Below are 24917 nucleotides of genomic sequence, written 5' to 3' on the forward strand. Positions count from 1 at the left end.
ATGTCGCACCGGCCGCCGGCCCCGAGCGGCCGAGTGACGTCGGCGAAGATCGTTATCGCCGGTGGGTTCGGCGTCGGCAAGACGACGCTGGTCGGCTCGGTCTCCGAGATCACGCCGCTGACCACCGAGGCGATCATGACCTCCGCCGGTGTCGGCGTCGACGACACCCGGCAGGTGCCGGGCAAGACGACGACCACGGTGGCGATGGACTTCGGTCGTATCTCGATCGACCGGGATCTGATCCTGTACCTGTTCGGTACGCCGGGTCAGACGCGGTTCTGGTTCATGTGGGACGAGTTGGTCCGGGGTGCGATCGGCGCGGTGGTGCTGGTCGACACCCGGCGGCTCGCCGACTGCTTCGCCGCCATCGACTTCTTCGAGCACCGGCGGCTGCCGTACCTGGTGGCCATCAACTGCTTCGACGGCATGCAGTACCACGATCCGCAGGACGTCCGGGACGCGCTGGCGATCTCCCGCGACGTGCCGGTGGTGCCGTGCGACGCCCGTAACCGGGAGTCCACGAAGCACGTACTGATCTCGCTGGTCGAGTACGTGCTCACCATGCGGCGCTCGCGGGCCGTCGCGCCCGCCTGACCGACGCGCGGAAGCGCCCGGCGGCCCCAGGGCCACCGGGCGCTTCCTGCCGTCCGGGGTCGGACACGGTACGCGACCCCCCGGTGACCCTCCACGCGGGGCGGTCACCGGGCGGTGAGCGGGGTCAGGCGTACCGGGTCCAGGTACCGCGGAACACCTGGTACACGGCGAGCGAGTCGGGCTCCATGCCGCCGTGCCGGTCGGCACTGAACGCGTACCCGCCGGCGATGCCCTCGACGGTCTGCGCCTGGAGGAGGGCCCGCAGCCGGCCCCGGTCCAGGCTCGTCGCCATCCGCGCCGACGTGGCCAGGAGCTGGAGCGCGTCCGAGGCGTACGGGGCGAAGTCCGGGCTGACGCCGTGCCGCTGCGTGTAGCGGTTGACGAAGTCCCTGCGGGCAAGCTGGGCCGTCGTGGTGGCGGTGGCGGCCGAGACGTCCAGGCAGGCCGGGTGCACCGCGTACGCGCCCTCCACGGCGGCGGCGTTCGCCCCCTGGACGGTGTCGTCGGCGACCGCGCCGGCGTCGAAGAAGATCGGGCCGCGGTGACCGGCGGCGCGCAGTTCCCGCGCGGCGACTCCGGAGTCCGGCGCGGTACCCCAGACCACCACGCCGTCCCGCTGGCCGCCGGCCACGCGCTCGGCGGCGGCACTGAAGCGCCGGCCGGTCGCGGGCAGGCGTACCGTGCGGGCCAGGTCGACGGTGCTGTCGGCGAGCGCCTCCCGCATCGCCCGGGCACCCGAGTCGCCGTGCATCCCCTCGGCGGCGAGCACCGACACCCGCCGGATCTTCTTGGACTCGAACAGCTCCACGAGGCGACGCGCCATGTCGACGGCGTCCGGGGTGAGCTTGTAGGTGAACGTGCGCTCGTCCAGCGGCAGCACGATGCGGTCACCGTAACCGAGCGACAGGAACGGCGTCTTGACCCGCTGGGCGGCCGCCGCCAGGGCCGCCGAGGTCTCGCCTAGTACACCGCCGATCAGCGCCTGCGCACCGATCCGGGTGAGGTCGGCGGCGTGCCGGGCGGCGACCTCGGGATTGCTGCCGTTGTCCAGGATCTGGAGCCGGACCGACCTGACCAGGTTCCCCACCGGCAGGCCGGTGCGGTTGAGCGAGTCGGCGGTGAGCTGCAGGGCCTGCCGCTGGGCGACGCCGAGCAGCGACCCCGCGCCGGTCAGTTCCAGGCTCGCGCCGACGATCAGATCCTGGTCGCTCGGCGCGCTGCTGGACGGGCCGTCCTCCGGCCGCTGGCCCTGCGGAGCGCAGCCGGCGAGCAGCAGGCTCCCGGCAGCGGCGGCGAGGACGCCCCGCCGGGTGAGCACAGTGGAGTCGAACGCCGGTGTCGCCAATGGAATCGCCTTCCCACCCCGGCGAACAGGCGCCGCCGCTGGTCCGCCGGGTATGTTCCCGGCCGGTCCAGCCCAGCGTCAAATCGCCCCGGTGTGGGATGAAACACCCCGGCGAGCCCGGTCAGGAGCGGTAGCCCGCCGAGCGGTACTCGTACTCCCGGTCGTCGTCGCGGTCGCCGGTGTCGCGGGTGAAGTCCCAGCCGCCGGCTGCCTCGCGGCCCGGACGGCCGCCCACGGCGAAACCGCCGATCTCCTGGCCGCGCCGCCAGCCCCGGAAGTATCCGGTGGTGTTCTCGGCGAGGCTCGCCGCGTTCCGGACGATCCGCAGAGGACGCTCCTCGCGCAGCGGGGAGCCCGGCACCAGGTTGGCCTGCGGCACGCGCTTCGGCAGCCCGGCCTTGGTCTCGGCGCCGACGGCCGGACGGGCCGCCTGCTCGGCCGCCTGCCAGCCGGTGTCGGCGGTGGTCGACCACTCCAGGTCGGCCTCGTCGCCGTGCCCGACGAACCAGGCGGACTTGGCCTGCGCGAAGATCAGCAGGTCGCCGTCACCCTCGTCGGAGACCGGCGGCGGCCGGTGCTCCTTCGGGGCGGGACGCCGCTCAGGCGCGGCGGGCAGCGGGACGCGGCCCGGGTCGCCCTGGTCGACGAGACGCAGCGGCGGCGTCTCCAGGCCGGGGTCGGCCGAGCGGCTCATCTCGTCGCGCAGCGCCCGGTCCGCCAGCGGCGGCGGCTCCACCAGCCGCAGCATCGGCGGCTCCTGCGGCAGGTCGTCGGCGAGCCACGGCGGCGTGACCCGGCCCGGGTCGCTCGGCGCGTCCACGCTCCGCCCGTACGGGTAGGTGGCGCCCTCCCGCTCCCGGGCGGTGTCGTCCTCGTTGTTCACCAGCGGCCAGTTCGCCCGGGAGCCCGGCGGCGCCTCCGGCGCGGGCGGACGCGGGGCCGGCACCGGAATGCTCAGGTCGGTGGCGCTGAAGCCACCGGTCGGCGGTTCCTGGTGCTGGTTGGTCTTCGGCCGGGGCGGGATGACGGTGCGCTGCCGCTCGGCCCGCGCCTTGTTGATCGCCGCGGTGGTGAGCGTCGGGCGGAACGGCTCGCCGGCCTCGGCCGGCGGTACGGCGCCGCGCGGGGACGGAGCGATCGGGGTGATTCCGGGGGGCGGCGGTGGCGGCGCGGAGATCGGTCGGTTGGTGGGGCCGTCCACCCGCGACGGCAGCGGCGCGCCGGTCGGCTCGGGCCGCGCCGGGGGAGCCGACGACGGCCGGCCCAGTGCGGCTGCCGGAGCGACGGGCGTGACCGGAGTCGGGGCGACGGGCGGCGGCGTGACGGGCGCGGGCGCGACGGGCGGCGGGCCGAGCGGCCGGGGCGTCGTGGTGGCGGCCGGACCGGACACCGGCTCCGGACGGCTGCGCCGCCCGCCGGGGAGCGGCTCGGGACGGCCGCGACGGCCGGCCGGTTCGGGTGCGCCGGCCGGTTCGGGACGACCGAGGTGGGGCTCGGCGATCGGCTCCGGCGGGATCGAGCGCACCGGACGCAGGTCGGCCGCGGGCGCCGGGGCCAGCTCGTCGACCTGCTCGCCCCGTCGTGCGGCGGCCCGGCGGCCGGTCGCGGGGGAGGGAGCGGTGCGTTCGGCGAGCGCGCCGACGAGCGCGTCGCAGCCGGCGTCACAGGTGCGGACGGAGGCGACGGCCTGCCGTACGGTCTCGGCGACGGCAGCGGTGAGCGTGCGGTTGACGGTGGCACGCCGGGGCGTCTCGGAGATGGCGACGCGTAGCGCGGTCACCGCGTCGGAGACGGCGTCGGCGTCTGCCACACCCTCGCCGGCCAGATGCGCGACGACCGCGTCGGCGGTCGGCGCGCCTCCACGGCCCGCGGGGCCGAGGAGCATGCCCGGCTCGGGCAGCGCGTCGAGCACCGCCAGGGCGACCCGGTCGGCCGGATCCGGGTAGGCCCGCAGCGCGGCCGGGTAGAGCTCGCGGAGCACCTCGCGCAGCGTCACCGCGGCGGAGTGCCGGCCACTCGCCAGCGCCGCGTGCGCGGCCAGGACCTGCGTGTATCCGGCCAGCTCACGCGGTGCCGGGAGGGTCACCGCGGAGAGCGCGCCGGCCTGGAGCGCGCGGGCCAGCCCGACCGCGCGGCGCTCGGCGGGCGGGGACTGCATCTCCTCCAGGGAGTCGTCGTCGGCGAAGCGCTCGGCGAAGTCGTCGGCCGAGTCGTCGTCGGCGATCGCCAGCGGCCGGCCGGCGGCGCTCAGCAGCGAGGTGACGATGTGGTCGTCGCTGTCGGCGGCGATGGCCGCGCCGCTCGGACCGCCGGACCGCTCCACCAGCAGCGCGACCAGCCGGGCGTAACCGGCGGGATCGTCACCGATCTCGCAGACGTGCAGCAGACGGCCTGCGTCGTCGACCACAGCGGACGTCAGCGTCGTTCCGGCCGAAGCCGTTCGGTCGGCCGGATCTGCCGAGGCCAGACCGCAGTACACGCGCACGAGCGCCACGGCGTCGTCCTCCTCCCGGGACACAGGTCTTGCTCTGCCAGAGACTGATGCTCCCCGCTCCGGGTCAGTCGCGCCAGTCCACAACCGCAGAGATCTTGCCGACAATGGTGCGCCAACCCAGACTTGCGGTTTGTGCCCCGATTTTCTTCAGCCGGCGCCGGCCCAGGAAACCGCCGACGCCACCGTTGACGGAAGCACGCAGAGCCTCGTCCAGGTCGTCCAGGCTGGAGCCGGCTGAGAGCATGTCCAGCACGGCGGGTAGCCGCAGGGCGTACGCCAGGTCACGGGCGATCTCACCGGCTTCGATGAGCAGCTCGTGGTCCCACGCGTCGTGGCCGCCGCGCAGGTTCTCGACCACCAGGTCGAGCTCGTACGTGTCCTCGTCCAGCGGGGCGATGTCGGCCGGTTCCAGCCGTTCGGACAGTTCATTCCAACTGTCCAGCTGGGACAGATCGTTCGGCGCACCGGAACGGATGAAAGTGACCAATGACTCCGGGGTCTTGAACAGCAGGAGCCGGCCCTTGTGGGTGAGGAAGAGCGGCACCTCCTCGTCGCCCGCCTCGTCCTCGTCCTCGTCGTCCTCGGAGTCGTCCTCGTCGGCCTCGGCCTTCTCGTCGCCCGAGGCGTCGGCCTTGCCCTTGCGGCGGGACTTGGCGTCCTTCTCCTCGTCCTCGTCGTCCTCCTCGGCGGAGAGGGCGGCGAACTCCTCGTCGAGGATCACCACCTCCTCGTCCTCCTCGGTCTCGACGACCTGGCGGCGGGCCAGGAACGGGTCGTCCTGGTCGCGCTCGGCGACGTCGGTCGGGGTCAGCTCGCGCGCCGGCCGGTACGCCCGCAGCGTGAAGCCGGTGCCGGCGGGCAGGGCGATCTCCACCGGGTCGATCCGCACCTCTTCCCAGAGCGCGCGGTCCGCCGGCGGGCGGTCCTCCTCGACCTCGTCGGCCGCGGCGGCGGCGTCGGTGTCGTCGAGCTCGGGCTCGTCGGCGTCGGGCCGTTGGGGCGACTGGCGGGCCACGCTGACCTCCGTGTGCGTTCGGGTTGCCCACCCGGCGGCGTCGCGCCGCCGAGTGACTCTGCGCACATACCCTAGTGGGCGACGGTTCCGACCGGGAGTCGCACCCCTTGGCGTCGCGGCGGCACGACAAGTAGCGTTGCTACGCATGAAGGCGCAGGCGCTGCACGGACACCTGGACGCGCTCCTGCTCGCCGTGCTGGAACGGGGCGCGCTGCACGGCTACGCGATCATCGAGGCGTTGCGGGCCCGCAGCGGCGGCACGCTGGATCTGCCCACCGGCACCATCTATCCGGCGCTGCGCCGGCTGGAGCGGGCCGGGCTGGTGGCGAGCACGTGGAGCACCGTCAACGGCCGGGAGCGCCGCACGTACGAGCTGACCGAGGCGGGCGGCCGCGCGCTCGCCGGGGAGCGGGCCGGCTGGCGCGAGTTCAGCGCCACCGTCGGGCGGTTCCTCGGCGCGGACGAGCCGCCCACCGCGCCGGCCTGACGGGCGCGTCGCGGGGCAGCCGCTCAGCCGGCCGACCGGCGGTCGGCGAGCACCCAGCAGCGGGCCGCCCGGGCCAGCGCGAACCAGGCCGCCGAGACCACCACCATCCCGATGACCAGGGGAGGCCAGGTGAGCGCGGCGTCCCACAGCCCGATCGACCAGCCGAACAGCGCGCCCCCGGCGACCGCGCCGAGCAGCAGGCTGCCGGTCAGACCGAACCCGATCAGCCGCGCCGGTCGGACGAGCCGCGGTGAGCCCCACCGGGCGACCAGCGGACCGACCAGCAGCGCGACAAGCGCCAGCGCGGCGACCACGCCCCAGATGCCGTTCAGCGCGGCGGAGAGCAGCAGGTAGGCCTGCGGCGGCGGACCGTCGCTCCAGCTCGACCCCTGCCAGGTCAGGTCACCGGCGGCGATGAGCACCACCGCCACCACGAGCGTGCGCAGCGCCAGCCCGCGCAGCGCGCCGACGGCCAGCTCGGCCTGGAAACCCGGCACGAGCTGGGCGTCGCTGCCGAACTCGGCGACCGCCCGCCGCTGCGCCTCCGCGCGCGGCAGGCCCCCTTCCCGGTACGCCTCGACGGCGTCCTCCAGCGCGTGCCGCGCCTCGGTCAGCAGGTCGGTCTTGAGCCGGTTCGGCCCGTGCAACCGCGTGGACAACTCGTGCAGCCGGCGGTCGACCACTGCCTCCTCATGCACCCGCATGGGGTAAGCCTGCCACCGCCGGGCGACACCCGCGTCAGGGAAGACCCCGATCGGCCGGACGTCAGGGCGTGATCGCCAGGTAGCCCCGTTCGGCCGCCTCCTGGCGCAGCCACTGCTCCCGGTACCAGCCGGGGCGTGCCACCAGCTCGTCGTGCCGGCCACGCTGCACCACCCGGCCGCCTTCGAGCACCACGATCTCGTCGAACCCGGCGAGGCCGCTGAGCCGGTGGCTGATCAGCAGCACCGAGTGCCCGGCCGGGGTGGCGGCGAGCGTCGAGTCCAGCACCGCGTCGGCGGCCGCCGGGTCGAGCCCCTCGGTCGGCTCGTCGAGCACCAGCACCGGCGGGGCGGCCAGCAGCGCGCGGGCCAGCGCGAGGCGCTGCCGCTGCCCGCCGGAGAGCTGCCCGCCCTGCTCGCCGACCACCGTGTCCCAGCCGTCTGGTTGTTCGCGTACCCAGTCGAGCAGGCCGGCCGCCCGGGTCGCGGCGACCAGGTCCGCCTCGGTGGCGTCCGGGCGGCCGAGGAGCAGGTTCTCCCGGACCGTGGCGTGGAAGACGTACGCCTCGGCGAGCAGGCCGCCGACCACGCGGGGCAGGTGCTCGGCCGGGATCTCGGACACCGGCACGCCGCCGGCGGTGACGCGGCCGGTGTCGGGGCGTACCGCGCCGGTGAGCACGGCGGCGAGCGTGCTCTTGCCGGCGCCACTCGGCCCGACCACCGCCACCCGCCGGCCGGCCGGCAGGTCGAGGTCGAACCCGGCCAGGGCGGGGGCGGCGCCGGCCCGGTAGCGGACCGTCACGTCGGCGAACCGCACGTCGTGGCCGTCGACAGTGGGCTCCGGCGCGTCCGGTGGTCTCGCCGGGCCGGGCTCGGTGAGCAGGTCGGCGACCCGGGCCAGCCCGGCCCGCAGCTGGGTGCGCTGGCGGGCCGCCGCGACGAGCGCGAGCGCCACCTCCACGGCGGCGAGCGAGCCGACCGCGAGGACGCCGACCAGCACGCCGCCGACCTCGGCGCGCAGCGCCACGACCACCACGGCGGCGGCGGTGAGGCCACCGACGAGGACGCCGAGCGCGTCCACCGCGAAGCCGGTCGCGGCGAGCCGGCGTTCCAGCCGGGCCAGTCGTCCGGCCCGCTCGTCGGCGGCGGCGAGCGCGGCGCCGGTGGCCCCGAACGCGGCCAGGTCGGCGGCGCCGTGGGTGAGGTCGACCGCGTCGACGGCGAGCGCGCCCCGCAGCGGGGCCACCTCGTCGGCGGCGCGGCGGGTGATCCGGGCGGCGAGCGCGGGCAGCGCCACGCCCGCCACGAGCAGGCCGACCGCGAGCACACCGGCGGCGGGCGGCGAGATCAGCGCGGCGACGCCGACCGCGAGCACGCTGACCAGTGCCGCCGCCGCTCCCGGCACGAGGACACGCAGCAGCAGGTCCTGGGCCGCCTCCACGTCGGAGACCAGCCGGCTCAGCGCGTCCCCGGTACGGCGGCCGGTCTCGCGCCGGGCGGCGAGCGTGGCGAAGACGCGGGCCCGCACGTCGGTGATCATGCGGAGGACGGCGTCGTGCCCGGCGAGCCGTTCGGTGTACCGGAACACGCCCCGGCTGACCGCCAGTGCCCGGACCGCGACGATCGCCACCGTCAGCCGGTCCAGCGGCGGCCGGCCGGCGGCGCTCATCAGCAGCCAGGTGGCGGTGGCCATCAGCGCCAGGCCGGCGAACTCGGTGGCGGCGGCCAGCAGCCCGGCGCCGAGCAGCCGGCTCAGGTAGGGCCGGGCCAGGCGCAGCACCGCCCGTTCCGCCCCGGGGCTCATCGGACCACTCCCGGGCCGGTGGCGGTCGGGTGCAGCTCGGTGACCCGGCCGTCCTCGACGCGCAGGATCCGGTCGGCGTCGGCGAGCAGCGCGGGCCGGTGTGCGACGAGCAGTGCGGTACGTCCGGTGACCAGCCGCCGGGTCGCGTCCAGCACCACCGCCTCGCTGGCGCTGTCCAGCCGAGCGGTCGGCTCGTCGAGCAGCACGATCGGCGCGTCCCGCAGGAACGCGCGAGCCAGCGCGAGCCGCTGCCGCTGACCGCTGGACAGGCCGTGGCCGCGCTCGCCCAGGCGGGTGTCCAGCCCGTCGGGCAGGGCGCCTACCACCTCGTCCAGCGCGGCGCCGGTGACCGCCGCGGCGAGCGCGGCATCGGAGGTGTCCGGTGCGCCGAGGCGGATGTTGTCGGCCAGCGACCCGGCGAACAGGTGCGCCCGCTGCGGCACCCAGGCCAGTTCGCGCCGCCAGTCGTCGAGGTCGACGCCGGCCAGGTCCACCCCGTCGACGGTGATCCGGCCCGAGGTCGGTGCGACGAAACCGAGCAGCAGGTTGAGCAGCGTGCTCTTGCCCGCGCCGCTGGGCCCGATGACGGCGATCCGGTCGCCGGGCCGGACGGTCAGCGTGACGTCGCGCAGCGCCGTGGTGCGGTCGTACGCGACCGTCACGCCCTCGAAGCGGATCTCACCACGGCCGCGCGGCGCCGGACGGCGCGGTTCGGCGGTGGCGGGCGCGTCGGTGGCGGAGAGCGTGAGCGCCTCGTCCAGCGCGGTGAGTCCTTCCATGCTGGCGTGGAACCGGCTGCCCGCGGCGCGCAGCGGCAGGTACGCCTCCGGGGTGAGCAGCAGCACCAGCAGCGCGGTGGAGAGCGTGAGACCGCCGCCGAGCAGCCGGATGCCGACCGGCACCGCGACCAGCGCGACGGACAGCGTGGCGACCAGTTCCAGCACCAGCGCGGACAGGAACGCGATGCGCAGCGTCTTCATGGTGGCCTGGCGGTGGCCGTCGGCCATCCGGCGGACCACGTCGACCTGCCCCTTGGACCGGCCGAACGCGCGCAGCGTGGGCAGCCCGGCGACCATGTCGAGGAAGTGCCCGCCGAGCAGCGACAACCGGCGCCACTGGCGTTCGGTGGCGGCCTGCGCCTGCCAGCCGAGCAGCGCGCCGAAGATCGGGATGAGCGGGATGGTGAGCGCGATGATCAGCGCCGAGCTCCAGTCGGCGAACACGATCCGGGCCAGCACCGCCACCGGCACCGTGACGCTCAGCACGAGCTGCGGCAGGTAGCCGGTGAAGTACGGGTCCAGCGCGTCCAGGCCGCGCCCGGCCAGCGTGGCGAGCTGTCCGGCCCGCTGCCCCGCGACCCAGGTGGGGCCGTGCCGGCCGACCGCGCCGAGCAGGTCGGCGCGCAGCGCCGCCTTCACCGTGGCCGCGGCCCGCGCCGCGACTGTGCCCTGCGCCCAGCTCACCAGCGCCCGCCCGGCCACAGCGGCCACGAGACCGGCCAGCGCCGGCCGGTGCAGCCGCCCGTCGAACGCCGTCGCCAGCAGCGTCGCCAGCGCGGTGGCCTGAGCGATCACCAGGAGCGCGGTGAGCCCACCCAGCACCGCGAGCACGGCGAGGTCGCGCCGGGCCGCGGGGACCCGACGCAGCAGACGCGGGTCGAACGGGCGGCGGTTCACCAGTACACCGGTGCCCTGCCGTCGATCCGTCCCCGGAACACCCACCAGCACATCGCCTGAAAGCCTAGTAGGGCCGGCAGGAGCGGTAGCGCGAGCCATCCCAACAGCGCCAGCGTCGGGCGGCTGGCGGCCGCCTCGGCCACCGTCAGCGACGCCGCCGGGTCGGCGGTGGAGACCAGGATCCGGGGCCAGAGCGCGGCTCCGATCAGCGGCGCGGGCAGCGCCAGCGCCGTCGCGGTCGCGGCGAAGGCCACCAGGGCCCGGCCCCGCCGCAGCGCCGCGCGGGCCGCCAGCAGCGCCGCCACGAGCGCCAACGGCAGGAGTACGGCCACAGCCGGGCGCGCCACCGCGGCGCGTACCCGATCGGAGAGCACGCCCAGGACGGTGGCCGCGCCGACCGCGACGAGTGCGGCGGGCACCAGGCCGGCGGCCAGCCGGGCGAGGGCCGGGGCCTCGGCGGCGGGCAGCCGGAGCGTGAGGAACGTCGCACCGTGCACCGCCACCAGCGCGAGCAGGGCCAGCCCGGCGGCGGCGACGAACGGGGTGGCGAGATGACCGACACCGACCACATGGCCGTCGGCGCTCAGTGGCACGCCCTGGAGCAGGCCGGCGAGCACCGCGCCCCAGCCCAGCGCGGCCAGTACACAGCCGACCACCACCACCCGGTCCCAGCGGGCGCGGGCGGCGGCGGAGGCCGGGCGGCTGCGCAGCTGCACCCCGGCGGTCACCAGCACCACACCGGCCAGCGCGGCGAGCACCGCCGGGTAGAAGCCGGAGAGCAGTTCGCCCTCCAGCCGGGGGAACGCGCCGAACAGGATGCCGACGGCGGCGACCAGCCAGACCTCGTTGCCGAGGAAGAACGGCCCGAGCGCGGTGAGCGTGGCCCGGCTTCCCGGTGCCGGGCCGCGCCGGGCCAGCAGCAGGCCGACGCCGTAGTCGTAGCCGCCGAGCACGAGGTAGGTGGCGAAGAAGAGGCCGAGCAGGGCGTACCAGGCGAGTTCCACGGCGGGCTCCCTCAGATGAACACGGGCTGGTGGTGGGCGTCGCTGTCGGGAGCGGGCGGGCGGCCGAGCGCGGGGTCGTGCGCGCCACGGGCGGCGTGCCGGGCCATCAGCGTCCAGTTGGTCACCGCGAGCGCGCCGAGCAGCAGACTGAACCCGATCAGCGAGGTGAGCATCAGCCCCGGTGAGACCGGCGAGACGGCCTGCGCGGTGGGCAGCAGCCCGTACGCGGCCCAGGGCTGGCGGCCGACCTCGCGGGCGATCCAGCCGAGCAGCATCGCCACGAAGGGCAGCGGCAGGCCGAGCAGGATCAGCCAGAGTGGCGCCTTCAACCGGATGATCCAATCGCGCCAGAGCAGCGGCAGCAGGAGCCAGAGCGCGCCGAGCGTGAAGCCGATCAGGATCATGAAGCCGAGGCCGACGTCGGAGAGCACCGGCGGTTCCCAGTCGCCCGGGCCGAAGCGGGCGGTCCAGTCGGCGACGAGTGCGTCCCGGTCGGGGCCGCCGCCGAACTTGGTCGGCTGGAGCTGCCCGACCGGCCCGAACTGGGCGAAGCCGAAACCCTGGAGCATGCTGACCGCTAGCGCCGCGGTGACCAGGCCGAGCCGCAGCGAGGTGCGGAACAGCGCGTAGTCGGGGGTACGCCGCAGCAGGTGCCAGGCGCTCACCGCGGCCATCAGCAGGCCGCCGGTGACCAGGCTCGCCGAGATCACGTGGCCGAACGCCATGCCGAACGTGGGGTTGGTGAGCAGCGCACCGAAGTCGGTGAGGTGGGCGACGCCGTCGCGGACCTCGTACCCGACCGGGTTCTGCAGCCAGGCGTTCGCCACCATGATCCAGAAGGCCGAGGCGTACGCGGTGATCGCCACGCCCCAGAGCAGCGCCAGGTGCACGCCGCGCCGCAGCCGGTGCCACCCGAAGATCCACATGCCGAGGAACGTGGACTCCAGGAAGAACGCCACCAGCGTCTCGATGGCCAGCGGCGCGCCGAACACGTTTCCGACGTAGCGCGACAGCCCGCTCCAGTTCAGACCGAACTGGAACTCCATCACGATGCCGGTGGCGATACCGAGCACGTAGTTGATCACGTAGAGCTGGCCCCAGAACCGGGTCAGCCGCTCGTACACCGGCTTGCCGGTCAGGTAGCCGGCCGTCTGCAGGCCGACCAGGAGCGTGACCAGGCCGAGCGTGACCGCCACGAACAGGAAGTGGATCGAGGTGGTGGTGGCGAACTGGAGGCGGGCGAGGAGCAGCGGGTCCACTGTCGTCCTCCCATGGGTTGGCTCGCTTGTCGTAGCCAACCTACACGTAGACTCTCTACCTATAGAGGTGCGCGAACCCGGAGATGTCCCGTAGGGGGCGGCGGATCAGCTCAGGAACAGGGCGAACGGCAGCGAGACGAGCGTGCCCGCGACCGCCAGCGCCATCGCGCCGAGCACCCGCGGCGGGCGGTCCGCGACGAGCAGCCGCTGCACGCGTACGTCGAGGTTGCGGTCGCCGAGTCCGAGCGTGCCGGCCGGCTGCACCCGGTGCTCGGCGGCGGCGAACCGGCGCAGCGCACCGGCCAGCGGCGCGTCCGCGTGCAACTCCCGGGCCTTGTCGTCGGCGCGCATCTCGACCAGCAGCGCCACCCGCGCGTGCGCGTCCCGCACCCACCGGAACCAGGGCAGCGCCCGGCACAGCGCGGTGAACGGCAGCAGCACCAGGTCGTGCCGCTCCTGGGCGTGCGCCCGCTCGTGGGTGAGCACCGCCGCCAGTTCGGCCGGCTCGAGCAGGTCCAGCGTGCCCGCGCTCACCACCACCCGGGGACGCACCCCGGGCAGGCAGTACGCCGCCGCGCTCGGGTGGTCGAGCACCAGCGCGCCGGGCACCGTCGGGTCACGCCGGGCCACCAGGTGCAGCAGCTCCCGGTGCCGGCGCTGAGCCCGGACCGCGCCGTGCAGGCTGCGTACCGTCGTGGTGAGCAGCACCGCGCCGATGCCGAGACCGACGCCGACCAGGCTGAGGTGCACCGCGCCCACACCGGTCGGCAGCGTGCCGTGGGTCAGGTCGTCGGCCAGGGCCAGCAGCGCGTGCCCGGTCGCCCGGTCGTACGCGTCGAGCCCCAGCGCCATCGGCAGCCCCATGGCCGACAGGCCGAGCGCCAGCCCGACCGCCTGCCAGCAGATGATCGCCACGCGCGGCGCCCGCCAGGTCCAGCGCGCGGCGGCGAGGACCTGCGCGGTCAGCCAGCAGGCCAGGATGATCGCGGCGAAGTGCAGGGCGTACGCCACGGCAGCCGCCCTACCGGTCCGTCGCCTCGTCGAGCGCCGGCCGGCCCGGCCGGGGGTTCTCGACCCGGCCGGCCGGTCCGTCCTCGACAGTCGCCCCGGCCTCGGCGCCGAGCGCGGCGCGGAGCACGTCCGCCTCCGTGCCGGTCACCGAGCGGGCGAAGCGTACGAGTGCGGCGTCCCGGCTGCCGCCGAGGTCGAGGGCTTCGAGCATGAGCTGGGCGATGTGCGCCTCACGGGTGGCGGCCGGACGGTACCGCCAGGCGCGGCCCTCCCGCTCACGCTGCACCATGCCCTTGCCGGCGAGCCGGTCGAGCACGGTCATCACAGTGGTGTAGGCGAGTTCCCGGCCGTCCAGGGCGTCGGCGACCTCGCGTACGGTCACCCCGCCCGACGAGGCGGGCGCCGCGTCCCACAGCACGTCCATCACCGCACGCTCAAGGTCCCCCAGCCGAGTCACCCGTCAATCCTACCCCCGGTAGTAGATCCCTTCCGCCGCCCCGGTCCCCGGTTCCGTTCGCCGTCCCTCCCTCCCGAAGATCAACACCAGCTCGGGGAGGTGGTGTGGTCCGAGGCGGCTCGATGCAGCCACCTCGCCGTGCTGGTGTCGATCACGCTGTCCTCGGGCGGTCCAGTGGTGCAGGCCCGGACGCCAGTTCGGGGAGGTGGTGCAGTCCCGGACTGGTTGATGTGGCCACTCCGGGGAAGTGGTGCCGATCTTGCCCGGCGCGGGTGCGATCGACAACAGTCGCGGGAAGTGCGGGAACGGGAAGTGGCGGCAACTCGGGTGGGTGTGCCGCCACTTCGGGCCGGACTGGGCTGCGTCGGTCAGACGCCCTTCGGGTGCCAGACCGTCTTGGTCTCCAGCAGCGCGGTCATCCGGGTGATGCCGGGGTCGGCGTACCAGTCGTGGTCGGCCGGGGCCGGCCGCAGCACCCGCTTGAGATTCTCCGCGGCCTTGACCTCCAGGTCGGCGGCCAGGTCGGCGTCGGCCACGCCGGTCAGGTCGATCGCGTTGACGTCCATGTGCGCGGCGAGCGCCGGCACCGTCTCGGTCAGCCGGCCGGTGAGGATGTTCACCACCCCGCCGGGCAGGTCGGAGGTGGCGAGCACCTCGGCCAGCGTCACCGCCGCCAGCGGCGCCGCCGGGGAGGCGGCCACCACCACCGTGTTGCCGGTGACGATCGCCGGGGCGATCACGCTCACCAGGCCGAACAGCGCGGGCTCCTCGGGAGCCACCACGGCCACCACGCCGGTGGGCTCCGGCGCGGACAGGTTGAAGTACGGGCCGGCCACCGGGTTCGCGCCGCCGTACACCTGGGACAACTTGTCGGACCACCCGGCGTACCAGACCCAGCGGTCGATCGCCGCGTCCACCTCGTCGGCCGGGACGCCCAAGGCGACGAACTGCTCGCGCCGGCCCTCCAGCATCTCGGCGACCCGGTAGAGGATCTGACCCCTGTTGTACGCGGTCGCCCCGGCCCAGCCCTTCACCGCGGCGCGGGCGGCCACGACCGCGTCCCGCGCGTCCTTCCGGGAGGCAAGAGACACGTTCGCGGATTGCACGAGATACGACCGTCCCGACTCGCTGCGCGGGAACTTCCCGCCGATGAAGAGCTTGTACGTCTTGCGTACCGCGACCCGCTCAGACATTGAGGTACCCCTCCAGCCCGTGCCGGCCGCCCTCGCGACCGTAGCCCGACTCCTTGTAGCCGCCGAACGGCGACGTCGGGTCGAACTTGTTGAACGTGTTCGCCCACACCACGCCAGCGCGCAGCCGGTCGGCCAGCCACAGGATCCGGGAACCCTTGTCGGTCCAGATCCCGGCCGACAGCCCGTACGGCGTGTTGTTGGCCTTCTCGACGGCCTCCGCCGGGGTGCGGAACGTCAGCACGGACAGCACCGGGCCGAAGATCTCCTCGCGGGCGATCCGGTGCGCCTGGGTGACGCCGGTGAAGATGGTCGGCGCGAACCAGAAGCCGCGCTCGGGCAGCTCGCACGGCGGCGACCAGCGCTCCGCGCCCTCGGCGGACCCGGCGTCGGACAGCTCCCGGATGCGGGCGAGCTGCTCGGCCGAGTTGATCGCGCCGATGTCGGTGTTCTTGTCCAGCGGGTCGCCGACGCGCAGCTGGGCCATCCGGCGCTTGAGCGACTCCAGCACCCGGTCGGCCACCGACTCCTGCACCAGCAGGCGGGAGCCGGCGCAGCAGACGTGCCCCTGGTTGAAGAAGATGCCGTTGACGATGCCCTCGACGGCCTGGTCGATCGGGGCGTCGTCGAAGACGATGTTGGCGGCCTTGCCGCCCAGCTCCAGTGTCAGCTTCTTGCGGGTGCCCGCCACCGAGCGGGCGATCGCGCGGCCGACCTCGGTGGAGCCGGTGAACGCCACCTTGTCCACGCCCGGGTGCTCGACCAGCGCCCGGCCGGTGTCCCCGGCGCCGGTGACGATGTTCACCACGCCGGCCGGCAGGTCGGCCTGCTGGCAGATCTCGGCGAACAGCAGCGCGGTCAGCGGGGTGGTCTCGGCCGGCTTGAGCACCACCGTGTTGCCGGCGGCCAGCGCCGGGGCGATCTTCCACGCCAGCATGAGCAGCGGGAAGTTCCACGGGATGACCTGCGCGGCCACGCCAAGAGGCTGCGGGTCGGGGCCGAAGCCCGCGTGGGGGAGCTTGTCCGCCCAGCCCGCGTAGTAGAAGAAGTGCGCGGCGACCAGCGGCAGGTCGACGTCGCGGGACTCCCTGATCGGCTTGCCGTTGTCCAGCGACTCCAGCACCGCCAGCTCACGCGAGCGCTCCTGGACGATCCGGGCGATCCGGAACAGGTACTTGGCCCGGTCCCGGCCCGGCATCGGACCCCAGACCTTCTCGTACGCGCTCCGGGCGGCGCGGACCGCGCGGTCCACGTCGTCGGCGCCCGCCTCGGCGATCTCGGCCAGCACCTCCTCGGAGGCCGGGTTCACCGACTTGAAGCTGCCACCGGAGGCCGGGTCGACGAACGAGCCGTCGACGAAGAGCCCGTACGAGGGCTTGATGTCCACCACCGAGCGGGACTCGGGGGCGGGTGCGTATTCGAACATCGCGTTCAGTCCAGGGTGAAGTAGTCGGGGCCGGCGTAGACGCCGGTCGTCAGCTTGGTGCGCTGCATGAGCAGGTCGTTGAGCAGGCTCGACGCGCCGAACCGGAACCAGTCCGGGCTCAGCCAGTCGGCGCCGACCGTCTCGTTGACCATGACCAGGTACTTGATCGCGTCCTTGGTGGTCTTGATGCCACCGGCCGGCTTGACGCCGACCTGACGCCCGGTGGCGGCGCGGAAGTCGCGGACCGCCTCCAGCATGACCAGCGTCACCGGCAGGGTGGCCGCGACCGGAACCTTGCCGGTGGAGGTCTTGATGAAGTCGCCGCCCGCGAGCATGGCGAGCCAGGACGCCCGCCGCACGTTGTCATACGTGGCCAGCTCACCGGTCTCGAGAATGACCTTGAGGTGCGCGTCCCCGCAGGCTTCCTTGGTGGCCACGATCTCGTCGTAGACCTCGGCGTAGCGCCCGGCCAGGAACGCGCCCCGGTTGATCACCATGTCGATCTCGTCCGCGCCGGCCTCGACCGCCGCGCGCACGTCGGCGAGCTTGATCTCCAGCGGGGCCTGACCGGACGGGAACGCGGTCGCCACGCTGGCCAGGTGCACGCCACTGCCGCGGAGCACCTCCGCCACGTGCGGGACCATCGACGGGTAGACGCAGACGGCGCCGACGTGCGGGCAGCTCGGGTCGGCCGGGTCGGGGCGCAGCGCCTTGGCCGCCAGCGCCCGCACCTTGCCCGGGGTGTCCGCCCCTTCCAGGGTGGTCAGGTCGACCATCCGGATCGCCAGGTCGATCGCCTCGGCCTTGGCGGTGGTCTTGATGGAGCGGGTGCCGAGTTGTGCCGCCCGCTGCTCCGCGCCGACCTGGTCCACGCCGGGCAGGCCGTGCAGGAAGGTCCGCAGAGCGGTCTCGGATCGTCCCAGCTCGGTGAGGTCCGACCGGGCCGACGTCGTTGTCGCCGTCATGCCCCGAATAGTACGCACCCGCGAGTCGAGTGATCTTGCTCACTTGTGAGTGCCGCACGTGAGCGGTGTCGCTGGTCGTACCGCACCCGCCCTGCGCCGCTCTGCCAAACGGTAGGTTGAGCGATCGTGGACGTACACGTCATTGACCATCCGCTCGCCCAGACGCGGCTGACCGCCATGCGGGACGCCCGGACCGACTCGTCGTCGTTCCGGGCGGCGCTGCGCGAACTCACCACCATGCTGGTGTACGAGGCCGCGCGCTCCTTCCCGGTCGAGAAGTACTCGATCCAGACCCCGGTCACCGCCACCGAGGGCAGCCGGCTGGCGAACCCGCCGCTGCTGGTGCCGGTGCTGCGGGCCGGTCTCGGCATGGCCGACGCCGCGCTCGGCCTGCTGCCCGAGTCGTCGATGGGCTTCGTCGGCCTGGCCCGCGACGAGGAGACGTACGAGCCCCGCGCGTACATGGAGTCGCTGCCGCGCGACCTCAGCGGCCTGCCGGTGCTGGTGCTCGACCCGATGCTCGCCACCGGCGGCTCGCTGGAACACTGCTGCCGGCTGCTCGCCGACCGTGGCTGCACCGACATCACCGTGCTGTGCGTGCTGGCCGCGCCGGTCGGCATCGAGCGGCTGGAGCGCTCCGGCCTGCCGCTGCGCCTGGTCACCGCCTCGATCGACGAAGGGCTGAACGACTCGAAGTTCATCGTCCCCGGCCTGGGTGACGCCGGCGACCGTCAGTTCGGCGGCATGCCCCGCTTCTGAGACCGGTCCGGTGCGGAGGGATGCCCTCCGCACCGTGGACCGGCCCCACCCGGCGAGTCGATGCGCGGGGGTGCGGGGAGGCGCTAGCGATCCGGGCCATGACTGGTGTTGCGCTCGCCGAGGAGCTGCTGCTCCTCGCGTATGACGACGAAACCGGCAAGGCCACCATGCCGCGGATCAGCCTGGACCTGGGCATGGCCGCCGCGGTGCTGGTCGAGCTGGCCCTGGCCGGACGGGTCGCGTACGCGGACGGGAACCTGGCGGTGGTCGACCCGGCCCCGACCGGCGAGCCGATCGCGGACGCCGTACTCGCCAAGATCGCCGCGGATACCCCGCACACGCCGTCGTCGTGGGTGCAGCGACTGCGGCACGGGCTGCGCGACCGGATCCTCTCCGACCTCTGCGGCCGGGGCGTGGTCCGCGACGTCGACGAGACCGAGCTGGGCTTCATCCACGTGCACCGCTACCCGGTGGCCGACGCCTCGGTCGAGGCGGACATCCGGCAGCGGCTGGCCGACGCGCTGACCAGCGGGCAGCTCCCGGACGAGCGGACCGCCGCGCTCGCCACGCTGGTCGCGGTGCTGCGGATGGAGCCCGCGCTGGGGTTGACCGGTCCGGCTGCCGAGGACGCCGGCCGGCGCCTGGAGGAGATCGCGGCGGGCGCCGGGTTCTCCGGCACGGTGAGCCTGGACGACAGCGTGGTACGCCCGTCGATCAGCCTGGTCATCGCCGCGCTGGGCCAGGCAGTCGACGCCGCCCTGGGCAAGCGGTAAGGAAGGGCCCCCTCTTAACGCCTCCGGTAGAGGAAGGGCCCCTTGTTAACGCCAGGCGTTAACAAGGGGCCCTTCCTTGCATCAGGGGTCAGAGGCCCAGGGCGGCGGCGATCTCGTTGCGCAGCTCGGCCACCGCGGCACGCGCGCGCTGCCGGGCCGCGGGCACGTCGCCGCCGCTCACCGGCTCCACCACCTCCAGGTACGCCTTGAGCTTCGGCTCGGTGCCGGACGGCCGGATCACCACCCGGGCCGCGCCGGTGCGCAGGATCACCACGTCCGCGTCCGGGAGCAGGTCGGACGCCTCGGTCACCGGCTGCCCGAGCAGCGCGGTAGGCGTGGCCGCCCGGATCCGGGCCATCGAGTCCGCGATCACCCGCAGGTCCTCCACCCGGACCGAGAGCTGCTCGGTGTGGTGCACACCGAACTCGGCGGCGAGCTCGTCGAGCCGGTCGAGGAGCGTACGGCCCTCGGCCTTGAGACCGGCGGCCAGCTCGGCGACCGTCAGCGCGGCGGTGATGCCGTCCTTGTCCCGGACGTGTTCCGGCGCGACGCAGTAGCCGAGCGCCTCCTCGTAGCCGTACACGAGCGGCTCCCGGCCGCCGCCGGCCCGCACGATCCACTTGAACCCGGTGAGCGTCTCGTCGTAGGGCAGGCCCCGGGCCGCCGCCATCGCCCGCAGCAGCGCCGACGACACGATCGTGGTGGCGTACAGGCCGGTCACGCCGCGCCGCATCAGGTGGTCGGCCAGCAGCGCGCCCACCTCGTCGCCGCGCAGCATCCGCCAGGACCCCGCGTCGCGCACGGCCACCGCGCAGCGGTCCGCGTCCGGGTCGTTGGCGACGGCCAGGTCCGCGCCGGTGCGGTCGGCGAGCGCGACCAGCAGGTCCACCGCGCCCGGCTCCTCCGGGTTGGGGAAGCTCACGGTCGGGAACGCCGGGTCCGGCTCGGCCTGCTCGGGCACCACGCCCGGCACGCCGAATCCGGCGCGCGCGAACGCGGCGGTCAGCACCGCGCCGCCCACCCCGTGCAGCGGCGTGTACGCCACCTTCAGGTCGCGCGGTCCGGCCGGGTCCACCACGGCGGCGGCCCGCTCCACGTACGCGGCCACCAGGTCGTCGCCGAGCACCTGACCGGCCGGGCCGAGCGGCACCGCCGCGAGCGGGCCGACCGCGCGGATGGCCGCCTCGATCCCGGCGTCGGCGGGCGGCACGATCTGCGCGCCGGCGCCCAGCTCACCGCCGAGCTGCGCGCCCAGGTAGACCTTGTAGCCGTTGTCCTGCGGCGGGTTGTGGCTGGCGGTGACCATCACGCCGGCGACCGCGCCGAGCTGCCGGACCGCGAACGCCAGCACGGGCGTGGGCAGCGGCCGGGGCAGCAGCAGCGCCTGACGACCGGCACCGGTGGCCACCTGTGCGGTGCGCTCGGCGAAGGCCAGCGAGCCGCGCCGGGCGTCGTACCCGATCACCAGCGGGCCCTCGCCACCCTGGGCGGCGAGCCAGCCGACGAGCCCGGCGGCGGCCTGGGTGACAACGGCGAGGTTCATGCCGTTGGGCCCGGCCCGCAGCGGGCCGCGCAGCCCGGCGGTGCCGAAGGTCAGCGGACCGGCGAACCGGTCGGCCAGGTCGGCCGCCGTGCCGGGCAGCCCGTCGAGGACCGCGCGCAGCTCGTCGCGGCCGGCCGGGTCCGGGTCGTCGGCGAGCCAGCGCTCGGCGCGTACGCGAAGGTCGTCAAGGTCAGTGGTTTCCGCCGCCATTGCCTCATGAAAGCACGGCGGCGGATCACCACCGGCCGTCGGCCTCGACTCAGTTCGCCGCCGTGAGCTGGAACGAGCCGGCCATCGCGTCGAAGATCGGCTTGCTCTCGGCGAATGTGGCGTCGCTGGAGGAGAGGTAGAACGAGTAGACCTTGCCGCCCTGGACCACGCCCCGCCACACGCCGTGCCGCTTCTCGTCGCCCTCGCCGCAGGTGTACTCGAACTCGGCAGCCGGCTTACCGGCCAGCGTCGTCTCGGTCATCGCGAGCTGTTCGTAGGGCTTGGCGCACGACTTGCTCTTGTCGCGGAGGTTGCGAGAGGCGAACTCGGCCCAGCTGACCGACGTGCCGCCCCAGTTCTCGGCCAGCAGCCGCACCTTGCGGCTCTCGTCCTGCGGGTCGACGTAGTCGACGAAGACGCCACCGGTCTTGCGGTCCCAGCCCTTCGGCACCTGGACGGTGATGCCCTTGACGGTCTGCTCCTGCATCTCCACCGGCGAGGCGGCGGCCGAGTTCGACGGCAGCGCGCCCACGATCGGCGGGGGAGCGTCGTCGCCGCCGCTGGTCAGCGCGATCACGCTCACCAGCAGCACCACGGCGAGGCCACCGGCGGCGGCGAGCTGGACCTTGCGCGGCCACGCCTTCACCCGGCCGAGCAGGCCCTTGGCCGCGCCGAGCGGGCCGCCACCACCGGCGGCGGCCGGTGCGGTGGCCGGGGTGGTCCACGCCTGGCCGGTGCCGGGCACCGACCACTGATTGCCGCCGCCGTACACCGGCTGGGTGGCGTCGACGGTGCGGCCGTAGGCGGTGGGCACCGCCTGGGTCGCGTCCGCCGCGGTGCCCTGGCCGAGCCGGACCGTGGCGTCCGGCGAGATGCGCTGGGTGGCCTCCGGCGTGCCCGGCCCGGACATCGCGCCGGTCGGGGTGTGCAGGGGGCCGGCCAGCGCGTCGGCGCTGGTCTCGTCGAGCGCGGCCGCACCCGCCGCCGGCTTCTCCGCGCCGGGGCGCTCGCCGCGGCGCAGTGCCGCGAGCCGGTCGGTGAGCGACTCGTCCGGGCCGATCATCGCCCGGCCGCCGATCTGCCCGCTCGGCTTCGGCTCCGCGGCGATCGCCGGCGGCGTGGTCGGGCGCGGCACCGGCACCACCGCGTACGGGTCGGTGACCGAGTTGACGGCGGTGGCGGTGCTGGTCAGCGGCCCGGCGAGCAGCTCGCGCAGGTTTGCCCGGGCACGGTGCACGTCCATCCGGCGGGCCGGATCCTTCTCCAGCAGCCCCATCAGCACGCCGGTGAGCGGGCCGCTGCGCTGCGGCGTGGCGGGCGGGTCCTCGACCACGGCGTGCATGGTCTCGATCGGGTCGCCCTTGTCGAACGGGGGCCGGCCCTCGACCGCGGTGTAGAGCGTCACACCGAGCGAGAACAGGTCGCTCGGCGGCCCGAACTCCTGGCCCATCGCCCGCTCGGGCGAGATGAAGTGCGGCGAGCCGAGCACCATTCCGGGCGTGGTGAGCTGCACGTCGGTGGGCATCCGGGCGACGCCGAAGTCGGTGAGCACGCAGCGGCCGTCGGTGCAGATCAGCACGTTCGCCGGCTTCACGTCACGGTGCAGCACGCCGATCGCGTGCGCCACCTCCAGCGCGCCGAGCAGGGCGATCCCGATCTTGGCGACGGCGCGCGGCGCGACCGGTCCGTCCTCGATCACCATGTCGGCCAGGCTGCGGGCGTCCAGCAGCTCCATCACGATCCACGGGCGGCCACCCTCGGTGACCACGTCGTAGACCTGCACCACTGCCGGGTGCTGGATCGCGGCGGCGGCGCGGGCCTCCCGCAGCGTCCGTTCGTAGAGCGCGTCGCGGTCGCTCGGGGCGAGCCCCGGCGGGAGGACGACCTCCTTGACCGCCACATCACGGCGCAGCAACGTGTCTGTGGCCCGCCAGACCGTGCCCATGCCTCCGTTGCCCACCGGGGAGCGCAGCGAGTAGCGACCACCGATGGTGGTGCCGGGCGCCGCGCGTCCAGTGGGGGGACTGGCCGGTCCGCCGCTCCACGTCGGAATCTGAGTCACAGAAAAGCCACCGGGGGATATCGAGGGGGCTGGGACACAACCCCTCTATCTTGCTGGTTCCGACGCCCGATGCGAAACCCGACGCGGCGGGCGTTTGCCTACTCGACGGTATGTGGTCGGTTGCTCACCTCCGGTGGGTGGCCGTCGCGAGGTGTGCGGTATCCCTCACCCACCAGGCGGTCAGTGCGTCCTACCATCCGGTAATGAGCGATGCGCGGTCAAGCGAGTCGGGTTTCCCGATCCAGGGCGTCTACACGGCTGCAGACCTTCCGGCGGACCTGGACGCCCGGCTGGGCGAGCCGGGCGAGTTCCCGTACACCCGCGGGGTCTACCCGACGATGTACACGTCCCGGCCCTGGACCATGCGACAGTACGCCGGGTTCGGCACCGCGACCGAGAGCAACGCGCGCTACCACCAGCTGCTGCGCGCCGGCACCATGGGCCTGTCGGTCGCGTTCGACCTGCCCACCCAGATGGGGTACGACTCGGACGACCCGATCGCGCACGGCGAGGTGGGCAAGGTCGGCGTCGCCATCGACTCCATCGAGGACATGCGCACGCTGTTCGGCGGCATCCCGCTGGACAAGGTCTCCACCTCGATGACCATCAACGCGCCCGGCTCGGTGCTGCTGCTGCTCTACCAGCTCGTGGCCGAGGAGAACGGCGTGCCGGGGGAGGCGCTCAACGGCACGATCCAGAACGACATCCTCAAGGAGTACATCGCCCGGGGGACGTACATCTTCCCGCCGAAGCCCTCGCTGCGGCTGGTCGCCGACACCTTCGCCTACTGCCGGGCCGAGGTGCCGAAGTGGAACACCATCTCCATCTCCGGCTACCACATGGCCGAGGCAGGCGCGTCGCCCGCGCAGGAGGTCGCGTTCACGCTGGCGAACGGCGTGGAGTACGTCCGCGCGGCGCTCGCCGCCGGGCTGGCCGTGGACGACTTCGCGCCCCGCCTGTCGTTCTTCTTCGTGGCCCGCACCACGCTGCTGGAGGAGGTCGCGAAGTTCCGCGCGGCCCGGCGGATCTGGGCCCGCCTGATGCGCGACGAGTTCGGCGCGAAGAACCCGAAGTCGATGATGCTGCGGTTCCACACCCAGACCGCCGGTGTGCAGCTCACCGCGCAGCAGCCGGAGGTGAACCTGGTCCGGGTGGCGGTGCAGGGCCTCGGCGCGGTGCTCGGCGGCACCCAGTCGCTGCACACGAACAGCTTCGACGAGGCCATCGCGCTGCCCACCGAGAAGGCGGCCCGGCTGGCGCTGCGGACCCAGCAGGTGCTGGCGTACGAGACGGACCTGACCGCCACCGTCGACCCGTTCGCCGGGTCGTACGTGGTGGAGGCGATGACCGCCGAGGTGGAGGCGGCCGCCACCGAGCTGATGGACCGGGTGTTCGACCACGGTTCGGCGGTGGACGCGATCGAGGCCGGGTTCCAGAAGCGGGAGATCGAGCAGTCCGCGTACCGGATCGCCCAGGAGATCGACTCGGGTGAGCGGGTGGTGGTCGGGCTCAACCGGTTCCGGATCGACGAGGAGGAGCCGTACGAGCCGCTGCGGGTCGACCCGTCGATCGAGGCGGCGCAGGGGGAGCGGCTGGCCCGGCTGCGCGCCGAGCGGGACTCCGGCGCGGTGGAGCGGGCCCTGGCCGAGCTGCGTGCCGCCGCCGAGGGGGACGCCAATGTGCTCTACCCGATGAAGGAGGCGTTGCGCGCCCGCGCCACGGTCGGCGAGGTGTGCGGGACGCTGCGCGAGGTGTGGGGGACCTACCGGCCCAGCGACCGGTTCTGAGTCGTCCGGCGGCGGCCTCGCCGCGCACCCTGAGTGCGCGGCGGGGCCGCTTTCGCGTGTGCGATTCGGTGATTCGGGTAACCGGATCGGGTGAACGGGACGGACAGCCTGTGCGGTCGGCGGTCGGACGCTCGTGTCACCGTCGGGAGTCTTCCGGCAGCCGACAGTTGTCGTGCAATTGTCGGAGCGGCAGTTAATTGCCACGACTAATGCGACAATTCGGAACGACGGGTCGTTATTTCTGACCTATGAAACGGTTACGCGTTGTAGGAGGTGGGAGGCGGATGACGGCGTTCGACCGCGATCTACCTGCTGTCCCGCAGATATTCGAGCCCTCCCACCAGGGCATTCGTGA

General features: G+C 74.0%; 20 protein-coding genes. 5 read left to right on the top strand and 15 right to left on the bottom strand.

Annotated features, from left to right (window positions below; genetic code table 11):
• Positions 1–594 carry a GTP-binding protein gene (locus tag NMK34_RS04595; RefSeq protein ID WP_030501201.1) on the top strand — a complete coding sequence of 198 codons (594 nt, stop codon included), beginning with the start codon at positions 1–3 and terminating at the stop codon, positions 592–594.
• 124 nt (positions 595–718) lie between these two features.
• Here the strand turns inward: NMK34_RS04595 and NMK34_RS04600 are convergent, their stop codons facing one another.
• From NMK34_RS04600 to NMK34_RS04610, 3 genes are all read right to left on the bottom strand, one after another.
• The gene (locus NMK34_RS04600) at positions 719–1939 is read right to left on the bottom strand and encodes an ABC transporter substrate-binding protein (protein WP_318332338.1); all 1221 of its coding nucleotides are present in this window, start codon (positions 1937–1939) and stop codon (positions 719–721) included.
• Between the two features lie 121 nt (positions 1940–2060).
• The gene (locus NMK34_RS04605) at positions 2061–4457 is read right to left on the bottom strand and encodes a transposase (protein ID WP_318332339.1); all 2397 of its coding nucleotides are present in this window, start codon (positions 4455–4457) and stop codon (positions 2061–2063) included.
• A gap of 40 nt (positions 4458–4497) precedes the next feature.
• The gene (locus NMK34_RS04610; RefSeq protein ID WP_318332340.1) at positions 4498–5448 is read right to left on the bottom strand and encodes a DNA primase; all 951 of its coding nucleotides are present in this window, start codon (positions 5446–5448) and stop codon (positions 4498–4500) included.
• 145 nt (positions 5449–5593) lie between these two features.
• Here NMK34_RS04610 and NMK34_RS04615 point away from each other — a divergent pair, with 145 nt between their 5' ends.
• A complete protein-coding gene (locus NMK34_RS04615; RefSeq protein WP_318332341.1) occupies positions 5594–5935 on the top strand; it encodes a PadR family transcriptional regulator in 342 nt (113 codons plus the stop codon).
• Between the two features lie 23 nt (positions 5936–5958).
• Here NMK34_RS04615 and NMK34_RS04620 read toward each other — a convergent pair whose 3' ends face one another.
• From NMK34_RS04620 to deoC, 10 genes are all read right to left on the bottom strand, one after another.
• Entirely contained in the window at positions 5959–6639 is a 681-nt protein-coding gene (locus tag NMK34_RS04620) for a permease prefix domain 1-containing protein (protein ID WP_318332342.1), read from the bottom strand.
• A 61-nt stretch (positions 6640–6700) separates the two neighbouring features.
• Positions 6701–8440, bottom strand: coding sequence for a thiol reductant ABC exporter subunit CydC (gene cydC / locus NMK34_RS04625; protein ID WP_412098851.1), 1740 nt, complete (start codon positions 8438–8440; stop codon positions 6701–6703).
• Entirely contained in the window at positions 8437–10116 is a 1680-nt protein-coding gene (gene cydD, locus NMK34_RS04630; protein ID WP_318332343.1) for a thiol reductant ABC exporter subunit CydD, read from the bottom strand. The genes cydC and cydD overlap by 4 nt, the downstream gene beginning before the upstream one ends.
• On the bottom strand, positions 10113–11120 hold the full coding sequence (locus NMK34_RS04635; RefSeq protein WP_318332344.1) for a cytochrome d ubiquinol oxidase subunit II: 1008 nt from the start codon (positions 11118–11120) through the stop codon (positions 10113–10115). Before NMK34_RS04635 ends, cydD begins: the two co-directional genes overlap by 4 nt.
• Positions 11121–11131: 11 nt before the next feature.
• Entirely contained in the window at positions 11132–12379 is a 1248-nt protein-coding gene (locus NMK34_RS04640; RefSeq protein ID WP_318332345.1) for a cytochrome ubiquinol oxidase subunit I, read from the bottom strand.
• Positions 12380–12484: 105 nt separating this feature from the next.
• Positions 12485–13390 (bottom strand): M56 family metallopeptidase, encoded by a 906-nt coding sequence (locus NMK34_RS04645; protein WP_318332346.1) that lies wholly within the window; start codon positions 13388–13390, stop codon positions 12485–12487.
• 10 nt (positions 13391–13400) lie between these two features.
• Positions 13401–13847 carry a BlaI/MecI/CopY family transcriptional regulator gene (locus tag NMK34_RS04650; protein ID WP_026268060.1) on the bottom strand — a complete coding sequence of 149 codons (447 nt, stop codon included), beginning with the start codon at positions 13845–13847 and terminating at the stop codon, positions 13401–13403.
• 368 nt (positions 13848–14215) lie between these two features.
• Positions 14216–15040 carry an aldehyde dehydrogenase family protein gene (locus tag NMK34_RS04655; RefSeq protein ID WP_318332347.1) on the bottom strand — a complete coding sequence of 275 codons (825 nt, stop codon included), beginning with the start codon at positions 15038–15040 and terminating at the stop codon, positions 14216–14218.
• The gene (locus NMK34_RS04660; protein WP_318332348.1) at positions 15033–16463 is read right to left on the bottom strand and encodes an aldehyde dehydrogenase family protein; all 1431 of its coding nucleotides are present in this window, start codon (positions 16461–16463) and stop codon (positions 15033–15035) included. The genes NMK34_RS04655 and NMK34_RS04660 overlap by 8 nt, the downstream gene beginning before the upstream one ends.
• Before the next feature lie 5 nt (positions 16464–16468).
• Positions 16469–17428, bottom strand: coding sequence for a deoxyribose-phosphate aldolase (gene deoC, locus NMK34_RS04665; protein WP_318332349.1), 960 nt, complete (start codon positions 17426–17428; stop codon positions 16469–16471).
• A gap of 126 nt (positions 17429–17554) precedes the next feature.
• On the opposite strand from deoC, the gene upp reads away from it, so the two are divergent.
• Both upp and NMK34_RS04675 read left to right on the top strand, forming a co-directional pair.
• Positions 17555–18187 carry a uracil phosphoribosyltransferase gene (gene upp / locus NMK34_RS04670; RefSeq protein WP_013284009.1) on the top strand — a complete coding sequence of 211 codons (633 nt, stop codon included), beginning with the start codon at positions 17555–17557 and terminating at the stop codon, positions 18185–18187.
• A 98-nt stretch (positions 18188–18285) separates the two neighbouring features.
• Positions 18286–18960: a GOLPH3/VPS74 family protein gene (locus NMK34_RS04675; RefSeq protein WP_013284010.1), complete on the top strand. Its 675-nt coding sequence runs from the start codon at positions 18286–18288 to the stop codon at positions 18958–18960.
• 88 nt (positions 18961–19048) lie between these two features.
• Here NMK34_RS04675 and NMK34_RS04680 read toward each other — a convergent pair whose 3' ends face one another.
• Both NMK34_RS04680 and NMK34_RS04685 read right to left on the bottom strand, forming a co-directional pair.
• Positions 19049–20713: a phospho-sugar mutase gene (locus tag NMK34_RS04680; protein WP_318332350.1), complete on the bottom strand. Its 1665-nt coding sequence runs from the start codon at positions 20711–20713 to the stop codon at positions 19049–19051.
• A gap of 49 nt (positions 20714–20762) precedes the next feature.
• The gene (locus NMK34_RS04685; protein ID WP_318332351.1) at positions 20763–22775 is read right to left on the bottom strand and encodes a serine/threonine-protein kinase; all 2013 of its coding nucleotides are present in this window, start codon (positions 22773–22775) and stop codon (positions 20763–20765) included.
• A 203-nt stretch (positions 22776–22978) separates the two neighbouring features.
• Here NMK34_RS04685 and NMK34_RS04690 point away from each other — a divergent pair, with 203 nt between their 5' ends.
• Positions 22979–24562 carry a methylmalonyl-CoA mutase gene (locus NMK34_RS04690; protein ID WP_318332352.1) on the top strand — a complete coding sequence of 528 codons (1584 nt, stop codon included), beginning with the start codon at positions 22979–22981 and terminating at the stop codon, positions 24560–24562.
• The last annotated feature ends 355 nt before the right edge of the window (positions 24563–24917 follow it).

It is taken from the genome of Micromonospora sp. BRA006-A (genome assembly GCF_033433935.1).
In the GTDB taxonomy this organism is placed as follows: domain Bacteria; phylum Actinomycetota; class Actinomycetes; order Mycobacteriales; family Micromonosporaceae; genus Micromonospora; species Micromonospora aurantiaca.

Coding starts and splice junctions, on each gene's coding strand:
- cydC (WP_412098851.1), bottom strand. CDS start 8,440: ATGAGCCCCGGGGCGGAACGGGCGGTGCTGCGCCTGGCCCGGCCCTAC.
- NMK34_RS04660 (WP_318332348.1), bottom strand. CDS start 16,463: ATGTTCGAATACGCACCCGCCCCCGAGTCCCGCTCGGTGGTGGACATC.
- NMK34_RS04655 (WP_318332347.1), bottom strand. CDS start 15,040: ATGTCTGAGCGGGTCGCGGTACGCAAGACGTACAAGCTCTTCATCGGC.
- NMK34_RS04680 (WP_318332350.1), bottom strand. CDS start 20,713: ATGGCGGCGGAAACCACTGACCTTGACGACCTTCGCGTACGCGCCGAG.
- NMK34_RS04675 (WP_013284010.1), top strand. CDS start 18,286: ATGACTGGTGTTGCGCTCGCCGAGGAGCTGCTGCTCCTCGCGTATGAC.
- NMK34_RS04615 (WP_318332341.1), top strand. CDS start 5,594: ATGAAGGCGCAGGCGCTGCACGGACACCTGGACGCGCTCCTGCTCGCC.
- NMK34_RS04690 (WP_318332352.1), top strand. CDS start 22,979: ATGAGCGATGCGCGGTCAAGCGAGTCGGGTTTCCCGATCCAGGGCGTC.
- deoC (WP_318332349.1), bottom strand. CDS start 17,428: ATGACGGCGACAACGACGTCGGCCCGGTCGGACCTCACCGAGCTGGGA.
- NMK34_RS04595 (WP_030501201.1), top strand. CDS start 1: ATGTCGCACCGGCCGCCGGCCCCGAGCGGCCGAGTGACGTCGGCGAAG.
- NMK34_RS04620 (WP_318332342.1), bottom strand. CDS start 6,639: ATGCGGGTGCATGAGGAGGCAGTGGTCGACCGCCGGCTGCACGAGTTG.